The organism is Sphingobacterium sp. 1.A.5 (genome assembly GCF_002734235.1).
Classification (GTDB): domain Bacteria; phylum Bacteroidota; class Bacteroidia; order Sphingobacteriales; family Sphingobacteriaceae; genus Sphingobacterium; species Sphingobacterium daejeonense.
This window is the reverse complement of sequence record NZ_PEBA01000064.1, coordinates 46,543-62,874: the sequence shown is the minus strand read 5'-3', so window position 1 is coordinate 62,874 and position 16,332 is coordinate 46,543. Positions and strand designations below refer to the sequence as shown.

General features: G+C 36.5%; 14 protein-coding genes and 1 tRNA gene. 5 read left to right on the top strand and 10 right to left on the bottom strand.

Features of this window, described 5'->3' with window-relative positions; translation table 11 throughout:
• Window positions 1–178 precede the first annotated feature (178 nt).
• A complete protein-coding gene (locus CRT24_RS18195) occupies window positions 179–622 on the bottom strand; it encodes a hypothetical protein (RefSeq protein ID WP_099372527.1) in 444 nt (147 codons plus the stop codon).
• A gap of 279 nt (window positions 623–901) precedes the next feature.
• On the bottom strand, window positions 902–1,885 hold the full coding sequence (locus CRT24_RS18190; RefSeq protein WP_099372526.1) for a hypothetical protein: 984 nt from the start codon (window positions 1,883–1,885) through the stop codon (window positions 902–904).
• A gap of 527 nt (window positions 1,886–2,412) precedes the next feature.
• Between CRT24_RS18190 and CRT24_RS21320 the strand changes: the two genes are divergently transcribed.
• Both CRT24_RS21320 and CRT24_RS21315 read left to right on the top strand, forming a co-directional pair.
• Window positions 2,413–2,775, top strand: coding sequence for a phage integrase N-terminal SAM-like domain-containing protein (locus CRT24_RS21320; RefSeq protein WP_257214089.1), 363 nt, complete (start codon window positions 2,413–2,415; stop codon window positions 2,773–2,775).
• Window positions 2,727–3,278, top strand: a complete 552-nt coding sequence (locus CRT24_RS21315; RefSeq protein WP_306473188.1) for a tyrosine-type recombinase/integrase — start codon at window positions 2,727–2,729, stop codon at window positions 3,276–3,278. Before CRT24_RS21320 ends, CRT24_RS21315 begins: the two co-directional genes overlap by 49 nt.
• A gap of 183 nt (window positions 3,279–3,461) precedes the next feature.
• On the opposite strand, the gene CRT24_RS18180 is transcribed toward CRT24_RS21315, so the two are convergent.
• Window positions 3,462–3,535, bottom strand: a tRNA-Pro gene (locus tag CRT24_RS18180).
• A 225-nt stretch (window positions 3,536–3,760) separates the two neighbouring features.
• Here CRT24_RS18180 and CRT24_RS18175 point away from each other — a divergent pair.
• Both CRT24_RS18175 and CRT24_RS18170 read left to right on the top strand, forming a co-directional pair.
• The gene (locus CRT24_RS18175; protein WP_099372525.1) at window positions 3,761–4,663 is read left to right on the top strand and encodes a hypothetical protein; all 903 of its coding nucleotides are present in this window, start codon (window positions 3,761–3,763) and stop codon (window positions 4,661–4,663) included.
• 72 nt (window positions 4,664–4,735) lie between these two features.
• A complete protein-coding gene (locus CRT24_RS18170; protein WP_171017567.1) occupies window positions 4,736–5,041 on the top strand; it encodes a Smr/MutS family protein in 306 nt (101 codons plus the stop codon).
• Here the strand turns inward: CRT24_RS18170 and CRT24_RS18165 are convergent.
• The 3 genes from CRT24_RS18165 to CRT24_RS18155 form a co-directional block, all read right to left on the bottom strand.
• Window positions 5,036–6,082, bottom strand: a complete 1,047-nt coding sequence (locus CRT24_RS18165; RefSeq protein WP_257214088.1) for an SMP-30/gluconolactonase/LRE family protein — start codon at window positions 6,080–6,082, stop codon at window positions 5,036–5,038. The genes CRT24_RS18170 and CRT24_RS18165 overlap by 6 nt on opposite strands.
• 202 nt (window positions 6,083–6,284) lie before the next feature.
• Window positions 6,285–7,307 carry a DUF1080 domain-containing protein gene (locus CRT24_RS18160; RefSeq protein WP_099372522.1) on the bottom strand — a complete coding sequence of 341 codons (1,023 nt, stop codon included), beginning with the start codon at window positions 7,305–7,307 and terminating at the stop codon, window positions 6,285–6,287.
• A gap of 26 nt (window positions 7,308–7,333) precedes the next feature.
• On the bottom strand, window positions 7,334–8,749 hold the full coding sequence (locus CRT24_RS18155) for a Gfo/Idh/MocA family oxidoreductase (RefSeq protein ID WP_099372521.1): 1,416 nt from the start codon (window positions 8,747–8,749) through the stop codon (window positions 7,334–7,336).
• A gap of 123 nt (window positions 8,750–8,872) precedes the next feature.
• Here CRT24_RS18155 and CRT24_RS18150 point away from each other — a divergent pair, with 123 nt between their 5' ends.
• Window positions 8,873–10,270 carry a DUF1080 domain-containing protein gene (locus CRT24_RS18150; RefSeq protein ID WP_306473183.1) on the top strand — a complete coding sequence of 466 codons (1,398 nt, stop codon included), beginning with the start codon at window positions 8,873–8,875 and terminating at the stop codon, window positions 10,268–10,270.
• A 31-nt stretch (window positions 10,271–10,301) separates the two neighbouring features.
• Here the strand turns inward: CRT24_RS18150 and CRT24_RS18145 are convergent, their stop codons facing one another.
• The 4 genes from CRT24_RS18145 to CRT24_RS18130 form a co-directional block, all read right to left on the bottom strand.
• Complete coding sequence (locus CRT24_RS18145) at window positions 10,302–12,455, bottom strand: DUF4954 family protein (protein WP_099372520.1); 2,154 nt, start codon at window positions 12,453–12,455, stop codon at window positions 10,302–10,304.
• A gap of 6 nt (window positions 12,456–12,461) precedes the next feature.
• Complete coding sequence (glmS, locus tag CRT24_RS18140) at window positions 12,462–14,303, bottom strand: glutamine--fructose-6-phosphate transaminase (isomerizing) (RefSeq protein WP_099372519.1); 1,842 nt, start codon at window positions 14,301–14,303, stop codon at window positions 12,462–12,464.
• 128 nt (window positions 14,304–14,431) lie between these two features.
• Window positions 14,432–15,124 carry a response regulator transcription factor gene (locus tag CRT24_RS18135; protein ID WP_099372518.1) on the bottom strand — a complete coding sequence of 231 codons (693 nt, stop codon included), beginning with the start codon at window positions 15,122–15,124 and terminating at the stop codon, window positions 14,432–14,434.
• 100 nt (window positions 15,125–15,224) lie between these two features.
• Window positions 15,225–16,331 (bottom strand): TlpA disulfide reductase family protein, encoded by a 1,107-nt coding sequence (locus CRT24_RS18130; protein ID WP_099372517.1) that lies wholly within the window; start codon window positions 16,329–16,331, stop codon window positions 15,225–15,227.
• Window position 16,332: the final 1 nt, after the last annotated feature.

The following is a 16,332-nucleotide window of genomic DNA, read 5'->3' as shown; positions in this document are numbered from 1 at the left end:
AAATTCAAGCTCTTTTGGTTTTTTAGTTTGGGTTATGCGTGTCGGCAAAAAACCAAATGTGCTTGAATGTGCGTTGGCTTTTTACACTGAGCGATAACGGTTTTGGGTATTGCCGAAGGCGGGGATTTTTAGCACAAATGTTCAATAGAAGAACGAAAACTGAACCTTGTACAAATGTCTAATCGAAGCCGTTCAACCCCGCTTTTGGCAATACCTTGTTGGCTGTAGTTTTATTTAAATTATTTTTTCCAATTAATAATAAAATTCCAATCAAAATCGAAGCAGAGAAGTTTATAATTTGGTCTTGGACAAAAGGATTTTTAAATAGTAAATAACCATTTACTATTCCACCAATCAAGAATAATCCAATCACAATCCAACTCAATTTAAATCCTTTTATATATTTTCGATTTAGTAAGAGATATGCTGAATAAACAAATAAAAAACAAACTATTATTAATCCTATTCCACATAATTTTGAAATTAGATTTGACGCAATTATTGGTGGTTCAACAGGTACGGTATTACCTTTAAGAATTAATAGAACTCCTCCAAAACCTCTTAAAATACCTGTCAGTATCATAAGTATTGATGTAATAACGATATAAATGTTTTTTTTCATAATGTCTATGTATTTTATTATAAATTATTTTTTTTAAATGGTTACATAAATAGCCATCAATTTGTTTTATTTACACAATATTCTTATATCCTACACAATTTGTATCATTTTCTTTAAAAAGTTACATTAACTAATAAATTTTGATTTGGGTTACTAAATTACAGCCAACGTATAGCTAAACGCAGTTGTGGGTTTAGAAATTGCTTCACTGTCCCACGTTGCAGAATTAAAATTAGGTATTAATAACTTCCTTACCACCATTGACCCCCACAATTGCGTTTAGCTTTTGTTGGTGGCAGTTACTCTTTGGGTTAGTTCATCTATTAATTTGCAAAAAATAGAAAAAGCAGGTTTGGGTGAGTAATCGTCTCTCAAAAGCCCAAACTGGTAAAATTTATCCTCGACAGAACTATTAGTGTCTCGTAAGCTAAATAATTCGTAGTGGTTAATATTTAATTCAGATTTCAAGCTATGGATAGTCCGCACAACTTTTTCAATAACGACCGCCTGTCTTTCATATGACCTTTGTTCGCCTGTCGGCCAGCCATTTTCGGTGATGTGAATAGGTATAGACTGAGGTATTTTACCTTCTTGAAAATTCACGTTCCGCACATATCTCAGAACATTTTTAACTGACTCTATTAAATCGTTGGGTTCTCCGTCCTCTGCCACCGGTCTGAAAACGTCAGGGTAGAAGTCTAAACCAATATAGTCAATAGCGTCTCGCAATTCAAGATATTCATCACTTCCTATTACTTGCCAAAAATTATCAGCAGGATTGAAAGAGGGGACGACATTGAAGCCAACTTTGGTTTGATATTTAAGCCTGTTTATTTCTTTTTTAGCTGTTAGAACACCATCCTTTAATGCCTTGTCTATATTTTCAAATCCTCCACCACCTGCAAAGGATACTCTTAAATTAGGTTCCTCAATGATTTGTAAAGAATACAACTTACTACCAAATCTTTGGATGACGGTCTTAATCGTATTTTCCCAGTCGTCTCTTTGATATGAAATAGACCTATAACACAGAACTAAGTCAATTTTTCGTGTCTCATTTGAGTATTGAAGTATATTCTCTGGAGCTTCAAAAGCTAACTTACTATCACCAAGATATTGAATGTAGCCTCTAATAACTATGAAGCTGTCGTTTTGTTGTATTTCACTTAAAGCTGATTTTATTTTTGAAGGATTGTCAGGCTCTCCAGTCGCAAGTTCTGAGTCAGTACCCGCAACGCTTCCAATGTATATTCCAAAAGTCATAGTTTATAATTTTGTTTCAATAATTGCCACCAATGGCTCGGCGACTTGGCGAAGTAGCGAAGCTGTATCGAAGATACAAAAGCGGAGCTATTTAGCCAAGTCGCTTGTTGTAAGCAGTCCGCGAAGCGGCGGCTTACGGCAAGCGACGTAAGTCGCCGAGCCATTGTTAGCAAGGAGCGCAGCGGATTGCTAACAATGGCTCGGCGACTTGGCGAAGTAGCGAAGCTGTATCGAAGATACAAAAGCGGAGCTATTTAGCCAAGTCGCTTGTTGTAAGCAGTCCGCGAAGCGGCGGCTTACGGCAAGCGACGTAAGTCGCCGAGCCATTGTTAGCAAGGAGCGCAGCGGATTGCTAACAACATCTGTTTTAACGAAACGAATATACGGAAAATTTCGCTTAACCAACCCTATATACGTGTTTCGTTATTTGACTTTTCTTTCTACATAAGATATTGATATATTTGTATTTAAAAAATAAAACCGCACAAATAGCGAAACAAAATATTATAAAATACTATTTCCCTGATATGAATAGCGAAATCATACTTGAAACCTTCGAAAAGAGATTGCTGATGCAGAGATATGCTGGCAATACCATTAGATCGTACAAGGATTACGCTAGTATATTTCTTAAACATGTTAGCAAATATCCCTCCCTTGAAGAAATTCCACTGTCAGATATTGAGGCGTTTATAAACGAAAAAGTTCAAAATGGGAAAATTAGTGTTTCCTATCAAAAAGGATTAGTGGGCGCAATCAAGAAGATGTACGAACTGATATTGGACAAAAAAATCCAACTGGATTACTTATACCCGAAACGCTCATTTTCTAAATTACCTAAATTCTTTTCAAAAGTAAATTACCTAAATTCTTTTCAAAAGAAGAAGTAAGAAATATTCTCGATAACACTCAAAATCTAAAACACAAGGCTATTCTGATGACAATCTATAGTTGTGGACTACGTCTTAGCGAACTGTTGAATCTCAAAATCAAAGACATAAAATCTTCCGATGGAATTATCAGAATCCATCAAAGCAAAGGTAATAAAGATCGGATTGTATCATTACCAGACAAATTGCTGGCGACTTTGAGACATTATTATCAAGCATTCAAGCCAAAGGAGTACCTCTTCGAAGGTGAGAAGGGTGGCAAGTATAGCGAACGAAGTGTACAGTTGATTCTGAAAAAAGCATTGATCAAAGCAAATGTTCAGTCGGAAGGCTCTGTACATACATTGCGACATTCTTATGCCACACATTTAATCCAATCAGGTATCGATATCCGAATTGTAAAAGAGTTATTGGGTCATGAAAATATAAAAACGACTATGATCTACACTCATATCACTGACATAGACAAGCAAAAGACTCCTAGCCCTCTTGATTTTTTATAAGAATAAGATGAACTTTTCACGCTCTATAGAAACAAGCATTATGCTCCAATCATTCTTTAAGAAGGGTTATTCTTCTAGCTTAACTTAACTTTGCTTAGGTTATTGAATAATCAATATTCAGATATAATTTGTCCGAAATGTGTCCGAAAAAAAGAAAAAGCCACTGATTATCAGTGGCTTTTGTCGGGGTGGCAGGATTCGAACCTACGACCTCCACATCCCAAATGTGGCGCGATACCGGGCTACGCTACACCCCGAGAAGGTATCACCTTTGTCTTGTGTGGCACAAATATACAATCTTTCAGGATATTTTACATATGTTGAAACCAACAATAAATTAACATATTGATTATTATGCTAATAAATTGCAATTGTTAGGACACATAATCTATGTTTTAAACGTTTATACTAATAAATAGGATTAAAATACGATATTTGGGCAGGAATAGCTCATTCCTTAATCCATAATTTTCAAAACGATTATGACGAAACTATTTAGAAATTGCTTATTACTTTCATTGCTATTAACTGGTTGTGTTTCCAATAACAAAGAGGAACAAGCAACTGATTCCACAACAGTTGAAAATCCAGAAGAATATAACCTTTCCAAAACGGATATCTTGGAAGATTATATATTAGCTCTTGATTCCACAGATATCGAAAGTGTCGGAAAAGCTACTGCGAAATTCAAAGAACTATTCGATCAGAGAAGCGATAGTATCCAGAATGACAAAGGGGTTGCCCTAATCATGGATTATATAGATAAGGTTTCAATGTATGGTAGTCGTTCTGCCTTTAAAGAGGATGTCAACTACAGACCGCTGGTCAATGTTGAATTTGATGGTGGTAAGGCGGCTGTTCCTGAAGATCTAGAACAAGCTTATGAAAAGATCAATAAAAACGGTTTTAGAGTAAGAGAAGTTGAAGGTATGTTTGACCTTGAAGCGAATCCAATTTATTTCCAAGAAAACTTCTATCCTTTTATTTCTTCTAATTTAGAAATATTCCTTCAGCAACAAGCGAGAGACAATATGGAGGGTTTTGCTGCTGATGCTGCTATTTCCATTCCTTTTCAAACGCTTGTACAACGAACAATTTGGTATGAAGACTTTGCTAACAAAACTAAAGGAACAATCGCTGGAGAGAAAGCTAAAAAGGAGTATGATAAATATTTTGGAACCCTTACTATCGGTATGGACAATACTCCTGCCATTGAAAGTCAGCAATTAGCTCCTTATTTCCAAGAAGCCTATACTTACCTTAAAGACTTCGCTCCAAATTCTGAGACTTACAAAAAATTAGAACCCTATATCGCTCTTCTTCAAGAACAAAAAATCGATGAAGCAAAAGCTTTACTTCCAAATTTGATTGGAAGGGGAATATAGTGGGTAGATATGAGATGTGAGATGTGGGATGTGGGATGTGAGATAGAAAGAAAATAAAAAATAACTAAGAAAGTGTCCCGGAATTTACCAAAACCCCATAAGACTGTTGATTTGCATGCTGAGTCATTTTTGGCTAATCTTGAAGACTATGAATTAGATGAACTAGTTGCAGAATCTTTAGATTATTTGCGAGATCAATTGGATGCCGCTATATATTGGGGTTATCCTGAAATAAAATTTATACATGGCAAAGGCAAAGGTATCCTCAAAACTGCCGTTTATGATGAACTAAGGATCTACAAACAATCTGGAGCAATAAGTCATTATCACCCCTCCTATTCAAATGAAGACATTGTTGTTGTTGTAATTGGACTATAGGACTTTAATTCGATATACTTGATATGGATCTTGAACGAGATCTTTTCCATTATTCCATTGTGGCAGCAATTGCATTTGTGCGCAGGAAAAATACAGATATCCATCTGAGCCAACACCCAATGAATCTGGCCATAAAAGTCTAGGATCTTGTACTACGATTTCAAGCTTGCCTTCTGGCGTCAGTCTTCTCACAGAATAATCCAAAGAAGTCGTTAAATAAATATTTCCTTCTTTATCAGCTACAAGTCCATGAGTAACCCCTACTTCACCTATATTTTCAACTTTCGCAATTAATTCATCTTGAGAAAGAGTTGAGTCTGCTAAGAACTTGGTTTCGACCCTATAAAGGTTTAATTCGTTTATGGGCTTAAAATAAAACCATTTATTATCCTTGGTCAAGGCAATACCATTCACATTGGATTTAAAAGGGTTTCCATTTTTATCTCTCATCTCATGCCCATTATAGCTTAGGACAATATCTTCCTTTGCCAATGTAAATTTTGTTTGGCTCAATGCTTTCCTGGTTTTTCCAGTTTTTAGATCAAGGACAATGATGGCAGCTTGTCCTGGGTCTGACAGGTATGCCAGTTCCTTTTCTGTATCTACGCGAACATCATTCAGTCCAGATTTACTTTTATCCAAATCATCGAATGTAAATACATTCATCACCTTATTGTCTTTGAGATCGATCTGAACCAATTTAAATTGTCCTTCTTGCTTTTTGTCTTTTCCATCTGACCCAAATATTGATCCCGATGATGCTGGTTTAGAATCCAAGACCCACAATTGATCTTTGGTATCTACATAGATATCTTGAACATTTAAAAAGTGTTTTTTGTAGTCACCTTCAGTTTCATTCCATTCCTTATTTGGATAAGCTACACGTTCACTATTGACAATTTCTGTCAACCCAAAAAGATATGGATCTTTCTTAGGAAAAGAAACAAATACTCGATTATCAGAAGATACCGAAACGCCGATTGGTTGTGATTTCCCAAAGGAAGCTACTACTTCCAAATCAGAATTTTTGGTTTGTGTCATAGCATTAAAATTTATCGTAAGTGCAATTAAAAATAATGAGCTGATTTTTTTCATGAGAACGAGATTAAATTATGGGAATCAAAGACATTAGACACTAGACAAAAGACATTAGACTTTTGTTTGGTTGAAAATAAAAAAGTGGCTGGTGGGGACACCAGCCACGGCTGTGAAAGTCTAAATACTAACTATTTACTACTAAATACTACTTAGCAGGTGTAATTGTAATTTTTCTGAATTCGATAGGTCCATGGTCACCTTGGATGTACAATGGTCCTGGTTCGCCTTCTTTACTGTCAAGGGCGCCACCTGTAATACCAGGGATTTCTTGTTTAGTAATTACAGTTTGTCCGTTGATAGAGATTGTTACTAATCTGCCGACAAGTGTAATTTCCATATTGTTCCATTCATTCGGGCCTTTTGTTACTAATGCATTAGGCGTAAGGAAACCATAGATTGCGCCGAAATATAAATTTCCTGGGTGTCTATCTTTTGGAGAGTCTTCGATCTGAACTTCATAACGACCTCTCAAATAAACTCCTGAGTTACTTCCTTCAGGATATTTAAATTCAAGATTAAGTTTAAAGTCTTCGAAGTTTTGTTCTGTTATTAAGTTAGCACCTGCTGCTTCGTTTGTCAGAATACCATCTTTGACTGTCCATTTATTGTTTTCGTTTGATGGTTTCCAACCTGTTAGATCTTTACCATTAAACAATTCCACTGCTGTTCCCCAAGTTGGTTCTCCAGTACGGTTTAGGTAAGGTGCTTTAGTTCCTGTAAAAGTATACTTTTCGCCGTTATTGCTTGTGATTGTACCTTTTATTTCGGCACCAGCTAGTTCACCTTCGATTACGAAATCACCATTTCCACCTTCCCATTGTGGAGGGATTGCAAAAGAGAACTTACCATCTTGAAGTTTGATATGGGAAACAGGTCTGCTACTTCCGCTATCACCTACCCAGTAACCTACCAATGTAGTGAATCCTGACAATTTGATTTCTAACCAAGAAGGCACTTGTTTGCCATTTTTATCGACATTTAAGTCCCAACGTCCCAAAAGGTCTTTTGATTCTTCAGGGATTGTTTGCGATGCGGGGTTATGTTCCACTTCTTCTTTTTTTTCTTGCCCTTGATTTTCTGCTTTTTCTTGGGTTCCATTTTGACACGAAGTCAGGCCTAGTCCAAGAATACTTGTAAAGGCTAAACCGTAAGCAAATTGTTTGATCATCTTAATTATATTTGATTGATTATTTATTAAACTTTATAGTATTGTTCGAATCCAGTTCTTGGAGGAGGTCCGATCAATAAGGCATTTGCAAATTTATCATTTGTAATTTCTTTTTTCACTGGATCGAAGTCGAATTTACCATTTAATCTTTGTGCGATTACTCCCAAGCAGAATACTTGGCTCAACGGACCTGCTATTTCGAATGAAGATCGGGTCTTTTCTTCACCTTTACAAGCTTTCAAGAAGTTTGCAAAGTGATTTGAAGGAGATGCAGGGACTTCAGGCAGCTTATTAGCTAAGTCATTTGCTTTATCTTCTGGAATAATGGAAAGCGTACTACCGTGTGACCCACCTTTGAAAGTAAGGTCTTTACCATAGATTATTTTTCCAGGGTTCAATTTCGCAGGTTCAAGGTTTCCTGTGCTTGGAGGAGGTATATTAGGATCTAGTCCAGAGACTCCATATCCTTCTGGAATTGGAGGTAGATTGTTGATTCCGTCGTACCACATGATATCCAATGCCGGCATTCCTCTGCGTTTAGGGAAGCTGAATTTTAAAGTTGACGACATCGGGAAGAAGAATGAGTTATGTCCTTCCAGCATTTCTGCACCAACTGAGGTTGGCAACCCCAAATTCAGGAATTCATGAGCTGTATCTAGAATATGTGCTCCCCAGTCACCTAGGGCTCCCATTCCGAAATCAAACCAACAACGCCATTGTCCATTGATAAAGTCTTTATTGTAATTATGTCCGATAGTTTGCATTTGCCATAAATCCCAATCCAGTGTACTAGGGATTGGTTCGGCTGGTGGGAAATTCTTAATGTTGACATCCCAACCATGCCATCTTCTTGGCATATTCATGTGACCAACGATCTGAGTAACATCTTTTATGATTCCGGCGTCTTTCCAAGCCTTAAATTGGAAGTAATTGGCGTCTGAATGTCCTTGATTACCCATTTGTGTAGCCAGTTTAGGATTTTTCTTAGCCTTTTCCATCATAAGTTCTACTTCCAGAAAAGTACGTGCCATTGGCTTTTCTACATAGACATGCTTTCCTAAATCCAGAGCCATCATGGTAATTGGAAAATGCGAAAAATCTGGCACACCAACCGAAACGGCATCGATTTGATTTCCCATCTTATCAAACATCTGTCTGAAGTCTTGGAATCTTGGAACATCAGGGAATTGTTTCAGTATAGCTTCCGTATGTTTTGCGCCCATATCCACATCACATAATGCTACGATATTACATAATCCTGTTTTATATAAATCACCCAATATTTCGGCAGCTCTGTTTCCGATTCCCACAGCGGCAAGGTTGACACGTTCATTTGGCTTTGCCATCAAGATATTTCCCAAAGGACTACTTGCCATTGTTAATGCTCCACCAGCAATTATGGACTTTTTTAAAAAACTTCTACGAGAAAAATGGTGATTCATCAGATTCTGAGTTTAGGTTTACGAATGTTACATGAATGATTAGCTTAAAATTAAAAAAAAATCCTAATTTCAGACACCTAATTGGATATTAATCCATAAACCTGTTACAATAAAAGACAAAATATGATGAAAAGAACCTTTTTTAAATCTGTTTTCACTACTTCTTGCACATTTCTATTAATAAGTTCGATGAGCATTTCCTGTCAACAGGATCAAAAGACTTCTGATGGTTGGGAATTATTATTCAATGGCAAGGATTTGACGGGTTGGAAGCCATTGGCTGGGAAGGCAGACTATCATGTAGAAGATGATGCTATCGTCGGAGTAATGACTAAGGGTACACCCAATTCATTTTTGGTCACAGATCAGGAATACGGTGATTTTATATTGGAACTTGATGTAAAATTAGAAGGTAATACAACGAATTCTGGAATTCAGACTAGAAGTCATTTTGATTCTACGGCAAATAATGGTGCTGGACGTGTTTATGGGAGACAGATTGATATAGATCCGACTGAGCGAGCGTGGACAGGTGGTATTTATGATGAGGGAAGAAGAGAATGGCTCTATCCATTAGATTTAAATCCGACAGCAAAAACTGCATACAAACCCAATGATTTCAATCATTTTAGGATTGAAGCTATTGGAAATGAAACCAAGACTTGGGTAAATGGAGTTCCTACTTCTTTTGTAATAGATAGTTTAGATGATTCTGGTTTTATCGCTCTACAAGTGCACAGCATTCCTGATTCTCTAGACGGTAAAAAGGTATATTTCAAAAACATCAAGATTCAGAAGAAGGATTTGAAGCCTCAGGACTTTCCGAAGGAAGTGTATGTGGTCAATACGAAAGCTAATGATTTATCAGAGGTTGAAAAGGCAGCTGGGTATTCATTGTTGTTTAATGGGAAAGATGCAAGTGGTTGGCACAGCGCCAGAGGGGGTGAATTTCCAGAAAAGGGTTGGAAAATAGAAAATGGAATTATACAGGTTCAAAAATCTGATGGTGGTGAATCTACCAATGGTGGGGATATCGTAACAGACAAGCAATATAAAGCCTTTGACCTCTCTTTTGATTTTAAATTAACACCTGGGGCAAACTCAGGCATCAAATATTTTGTGACCTTAAACGAAGAAACCAAGGGTTCTGCTATTGGTCCTGAATATCAGATTTTAGATGATGAGCTTCATCCTGATGCAAAATTAGGGAAAGATGGCAATAGGACATTGGCTTCCTTATACGACTTGATCACTTCTGACCGCAACCCTAGACCTCGAAAACCGATCGGAGAATGGAATAGAGGCAGGATTGTGGTTACTCCAGACAACCATGTCACTTATTATTTGAATGGATTTAAGATATTGGATTTTGTTAGAGGTTCTGAAGATTTCAGAAAATTAGTTGCAGGTAGTAAATATAAAGATTGGGATAAGTTTGGGGAGGCTGAACAAGGTCATATTTTATTACAGGACCATGGGGATCAGGTATCCTTTAGGAGTATCAAGATAAAAGAATTATAAATAAAATGCCCCGAATGATTCGGGGCATTTTTTATAATTGCGATTTAAAATCTTTTATTCTTGATTGGAAATTTTCAAACTCTGATGATTGCAAATTAATAAAGCTATTATCTTCCAGTTTCCCTACCACTTCATTCATTTCAGCTTCAGATTCGTACACCATCAAGCGGAAAGGATTGTGATAATCTTTGCTTCTTGAGTTATAGATCTCATCACAAATCCATTTTTTAGTTTGAAGAGCCTCATCAAAAAGTTCATTCCAAAATTCTGCATTCCAATTTTGAGGATCTGTTTCAGTGATTTCCTGTAAGGATGCCAAGCTGTGCTGAAGTTTATCCTGTACATAATCACTGCTCAATTGTCTGTAGTTTGAATGCATTTCATCCCATGAATCTATCTGTCCAGATTTTAAATTGTTCAATAGATCATCAAGTTTACTAACAGGAATCAATTGACTACCTACGTTTTCAAACTCTTCTCTTTTTAAACCCTTATCAATCAATGATTTTATATTATTGTTAAAACCATTTGGATCAACATGTTCCATTATTTGGCAGACAGCATAATATCGAACTAATTTTTTAAATAGGTGGAAAGATTCTTTTGGTTTCAAAAGAAGAACTTTTCTTTTGGAGAACTCAGCATTGTCCAAGAATATTTCTTCGGATGTTTTCTCATTGTTGTTTAACCACTGTAAAGGGTCTGATATATTCAATGATTTTCTAACGGCCGATTTAATCTCTTTGATTCCTGTAAATATTTCATTTACTGTATCAGGAGCTAAGATATCATATTCAAAATATTGGTTTTTGAATGAACGCTTGTCCCTACTGATGAATTTATTTGTATTACGCATTAAAGCGTACATATTATACATAAACCAATAGCCTGGAACAATCACCAATCTATCATGAGTGACGTCATTGCTTACTAATGAGAATGGAAATTTAATATCCAGTTCATGCAAGAAATCACCTTTAACGATCAATGTGTATGATGCAAAACGTGAATTATGTTTAAGGCTAACACATAGGCCTGGCCAAAAACCACGTCCTGCGATTATTTCGCCATCTGCCCCTCTTGAGTTATGATTTGAACCTACCGTTGCTCCTGCCGCCATATTACTTTGGCCTTTGATTAAGGCTGCACATAAAAACGAGTTATTATGGTGTTGCTCATGAGCGGGGAAAATCAGCGAATTTAATACTTCACAACAAGAAATGGTAGAATTGTCTCCCAAGAAGGAGTTAATCAATCTTGCGCCGTATTTCAGCTGGGAATAAGATGATAAGATAAAGCGTACAGCTTTGACACCGTAAAACACACGGCAACCATAACCAATAATTCCATTCACCAGTTCACACCCTTCTCCAATTTGAGTATAAGCTTCGGAAGTGGAATTGATGGTTACATTTTTGAGTTTACTTACCCCTTTTATGTAAGCATCAGATCCAATTTTCACATTTTTAAATGTGTGTGAATTTTTGATAACTGTACGGTCCCCTATTTCACTATAGTAACCTCTGATATCATTGAATTTTTGGTTGGTTATATCGAAGAATCTTTTCTGTAATTCTTTATCTTGTCTATTACGGGTCCAAAGATAAACGTCTGCTGCTTGCATACCATCAAAAGGCAATACAGAGCGCCCACCATTTTCATTACATAACTCTAAAAATATTCTGCTTTTTTCTGGGTCTCCTTCTTTAAGGATTCCATTTCCAAATTTTGCATTGGAGCTGGTTTCCATTTCGTTTACATTTAAAAGGATCACTTCATTGCCTACGATAAAATGAGCAATATAACGAACTTGATGAAGAGCTACACAATCACCTAAGTCACAAGAAATAATTTGAGAATTATAAATTCCGACTGGAAGTCTGATATCTCTATATTCCAGATACACTTCTTCCATATCACCAATACGAACCAATCCAAAGAATTTGGATCTTTTGATTTGCTGGGGAATGAATTTATCTGTTACGAGTACATCATTCCAATCTGTTGACTCATTATTATTTAATTCGAGGATTCGAATTTCTTCTTCGGTGAGGTTTCTGTAATTTTTGTTGGATTTATTCTGTTCAAACCTTAGGTAGTATTCGTCTTTACCTTCAGGAAGATAATCGGCGGGTATGAAATCATACCCGATCCGATTTAATGGTACCTTTATTATATATCCCATAAGATGTTATTCCACAGTTACTGATTTTGCTAAGTTCCTTGGTTTATCTACGTCTAAACCACGGTATACTCCAATATAATATGATAGTAGTTGCAGAGGCACTACCGTCAATAGAGGAGCAATAACTTCGTCAGCTTCTGGAACAACCATTACATCATTAGAAATAGTTGGAGTTACTTCGTCTCCTTGGGTCATCACAGAGATCACCATACCTTTTCTAGCTTTGATTTCTTGGATATTACTTACTATTTTTTCATGGTATGCGTCCTTACTTGCAATAAATACTACTGGCAGTTCTTCATCTACCAATGCAATAGGACCATGTTTCATTTCAGCTGCAGGGTATCCCTCCGCATGGATGTAAGATATTTCTTTTAATTTCAGGGCACCTTCAAGTGCAGTTGGGAAGTTATACCCACGGCCTAAATAAAGTACATCTCTTGCATCTTTATATTTATAGGCTATCGCCTTGATATTGTCGACTTCATTTTCCAATACCCATTGAACTTTTTCCGGTATATCGTTTAGTTCTTGGCACAGTTCATTAAAGCGTTCATCAGAAATTGTTCCTTTAGCTTTTGCTAATTTAAGTGCGAATAGCATTAGGACTGCTAATTGTGCGGTATATGCTTTGGTACTTGCTACGCCAATCTCTGGTCCTGCATGCGTATAACAACCTGCATGAGAAATTCTAGCGATTGATGATCCTACTACGTTAACAATACCGAAGATAGTCGCTCCCTGTTCTTTAGCTCTTTCAAGTGCCACCAAAGTATCTGCAGTTTCACCACTTTGAGATATTGCAATAATTACATCTTCAGATGAAATCACTGGGTTTCTGTATCTGAATTCTGAAGCATATTCTACTTCTACATTTACTCTACAAAGTTCTTCGATGACATATTCCGCTACCAATCCAGCGTGCCAACTTGTTCCACAAGCAACAATGATAATCCTTCTGGCATTTGCCAATTTATCTTGGATAGCATCCACCCCACTTAAAATAATTCTTTGTTCATTCAACACCAATCTACCTCTTAATGAATCGGCGATGGTTGTTGGCTGTTCGAAAATTTCTTTAAGCATGAAATGGTCGTAACCACCTTTTTCGATAGCAGCCAGTTCAAGGTCAAGTTTTTGAACAAATGGGGTTATAATTTCATTACCAAGGTTTTTAAGGATTAGTTCATCTGGTTTAACAATAGCCAGTTCATAATCATTAATGTATACCACTTCCTTTGTATAAGCCAACATTGGAGAGGCATCTGATCCCAAGAAGTGTTCATTATTACCTATACCAATAACCAATGGGCTACCTTTTCTTGCAGCGATAATTGTATCGGGTTGATCTGCAGCAATTATTAGAATTACATAAGCACCTGTAACGCGCTTTAGGGCGATTCTAATAGCTTCTTCCAGACCACATTCATTCTTAGCTTGTATATCTTCTATAAAGTTCAATAGAACTTCAGAGTCCGTATCCGATTTAAATTCATAACCCGCTTTTGACAGCTCGCTTTTCAGTTGAGCATAATTTTCAATGATTCCGTTATGAATCATTGCGAGTTTTCCAGATTTTGAAACATGGGGATGAGCATTTCTATCTGAAGGTTCACCATGCGTTGCCCATCTGGTATGGCCAATTCCGGTTGTGCCAGCAGTGGATTGATCACCTACGAACTCTTCCAATGCAGCAACTTTTCCAGCTTTTTTATAGACTTTTACGGTATCCCCTTGTTGAAGGGCTACACCTGCACTATCATAACCTCTATATTCTAATTTCTTCAAGCCATCTATTACAATAGGGTAAGCTTGACGCGTTCCGGTATAACCGACAATTCCACACATACTTGTTTCTCGTTTAATTTAAGTTTTAAAATATTTAATAAATATATAAAATTTCTTGATGCAATCGTTTGCGGGCATCTAAAAACAAAAACCGAACCAATTTGGTCCGGTTTTTAAATTAAAGTTTTTTATTCAAGCTCAAACTTATATCCTACACCCTTTACGGTTGTAACATAGGTGTCACCTATCTTTTCTCGGAGCTTTCGGATATGTACGTCGATTGTTCTATTGGTTACTACCACTGAGTCTTCCCATATTGCTTTAAGGATTTGCTCTCTGGTAAATACCTTGTTTGGTTTTGATGCTAATAGGTAAAGTAATTCGAATTCTTTTTTTGCCAGAACGAATTTCTCGTCTCCTCGATACACTAAAAACGAATCCCTATCAATTACCAAATCAGATATTTCTAATTTATCGGTTACTTGGTCATCGATAACCTCCGTTGTATTTCTACGGAGTATAGCATTGATTCGGCTCATGAGAGCTCTTGGTTTAATTGGTTTAGCGATATAATCATCTGCTCCAACATGAAAACCTGCTATTTCTGAGTATTCTTCACTTCTAGCAGTTAAGAATACCATAAATACCTGTTTAAATTCAGGCATTGAGCGCATTAAGCGACAAGCTTCAATACCATCCATTTCAGGCATCATCACATCCAATATTATAAGATCTGGAAAAACCTCTTTGGCAACCTTGATAGCTTCTTTTCCATTAGAAGCTGTATAAACTTGGTAACCCTCCTTGGTTAAGTTATAAGAAATGAGTTCTACAATATCCGACTCATCATCAACCACAAGAATCTTTTGATTATTGGCCATATACGCTGTTTTTTTGCTAAGGTATATACTTAATTATAAAATAAAGTTACCTTAAAGTTATGAAATTGTTAAGCCTTAAAATAGAGTTAACAATGCATTTTTATTTTATTAAGGTTTTCGTTAAGAAATCTTCTAATTGTTTCCCTCTTAAATTCTTAGCAATTATATTTCCTTCAGCATCCAGGATGTAAGATGTAGGAATACCTTTAATTGAATAATCAATAATCAATGGAGAACTCCACGCTTGGAGATCAGAGATATTGGTCCAGGTTAATTTATCATCTTGTATAGCTCGCATCCAAGAGCCTGGGTTATTATCCAAAGAAACGCCTAAAACAGTAAAATTTTTATCTTTGAATGTGTTGTATTGTTTTACAATATTTGGATTTTCTTCTCTGCAAGGCATACACCAAGATGCCCAAAAATCAACCAATACGTATTTTCCTTTGAAATCCGAAAGCTTCACTGTTTTATTGTCAGGTGTATAAGCTGTTATTTCTGGAGCTTTTTGTCCTACCGCCAATTTTCTCAATTTGTCGACTTCCGCTTTAAATTCCCCAACATATCTATTATTGTTGAATTTGTCCTTGATATGATCGGCATATGAAATAAGTTCTGCTTCCGCCATTTCCGGATCTAAAGTACTCATTACATAAAACCCGGCTAAGTCTTCATTTTTATTAGCAAAGTCTACGGCTTGATTAATATAGTTTTTAAAGAAAGGTTCAAATTTCATTAACATTTCAGAACGCAGATTTTGAATCCCATTAGCGTCCATTTCTGCAGTTGCACTACTGAACGATTGTTGAAGGGAATCTCTAACGAAGTCAATTCTTGCTTTTTGAGGGGCAAAATCCTTTAATTTCTGCGAGAGATCAGAACCTTTTATTTCGTAATTTTCAGGCTGTTGAAGATCGACGTTGAACTCGACATTCTTTCCAGGCTCCAAAATTACTGGATAACGGTTTTTACCCACTTCAATGGTCAGCAGTCTTTCTTGAGTAGCTGGGCGTTCAAATTTAAATTTATTCCCATCTGCAATAAATGTTGAGTCCAGTTTTTGATCACCTTCATAGAAACTCACCACCTTCACATTGCCTGGGTTATCAATAACACCATTTACTTGAACGGCTTCTGAGTTAGAACAAGCCTGTAAACCTGAAATCAACAAACCGGCTAAACCAATATATATTGCAAACTTTTTCATT

Coding starts and splice junctions, on each gene's coding strand:
- CRT24_RS18195 (WP_099372527.1), bottom strand. CDS start 622: ATGAAAAAAAACATTTATATCGTTATTACATCAATACTTATGATACTG.
- CRT24_RS18190 (WP_099372526.1), bottom strand. CDS start 1,885: ATGACTTTTGGAATATACATTGGAAGCGTTGCGGGTACTGACTCAGAA.
- CRT24_RS21320 (WP_257214089.1), top strand. CDS start 2,413: ATGAATAGCGAAATCATACTTGAAACCTTCGAAAAGAGATTGCTGATG.
- CRT24_RS18175 (WP_099372525.1), top strand. CDS start 3,761: ATGACGAAACTATTTAGAAATTGCTTATTACTTTCATTGCTATTAACT.
- CRT24_RS18165 (WP_257214088.1), bottom strand. CDS start 6,082: ATGACACAAACCAAAAATTCTGATTTGGAAGTAGTAGCTTCCTTTGGG.
- CRT24_RS18160 (WP_099372522.1), bottom strand. CDS start 7,307: ATGATCAAACAATTTGCTTACGGTTTAGCCTTTACAAGTATTCTTGGA.
- CRT24_RS18155 (WP_099372521.1), bottom strand. CDS start 8,749: ATGAATCACCATTTTTCTCGTAGAAGTTTTTTAAAAAAGTCCATAATT.
- CRT24_RS18150 (WP_306473183.1), top strand. CDS start 8,873: ATGATGAAAAGAACCTTTTTTAAATCTGTTTTCACTACTTCTTGCACA.
- CRT24_RS18145 (WP_099372520.1), bottom strand. CDS start 12,455: ATGGGATATATAATAAAGGTACCATTAAATCGGATCGGGTATGATTTC.
- glmS (WP_099372519.1), bottom strand. CDS start 14,303: ATGTGTGGAATTGTCGGTTATACCGGAACGCGTCAAGCTTACCCTATT.
- CRT24_RS18135 (WP_099372518.1), bottom strand. CDS start 15,124: ATGGCCAATAATCAAAAGATTCTTGTGGTTGATGATGAGTCGGATATT.
- CRT24_RS18130 (WP_099372517.1), bottom strand. CDS start 16,331: ATGAAAAAGTTTGCAATATATATTGGTTTAGCCGGTTTGTTGATTTCA.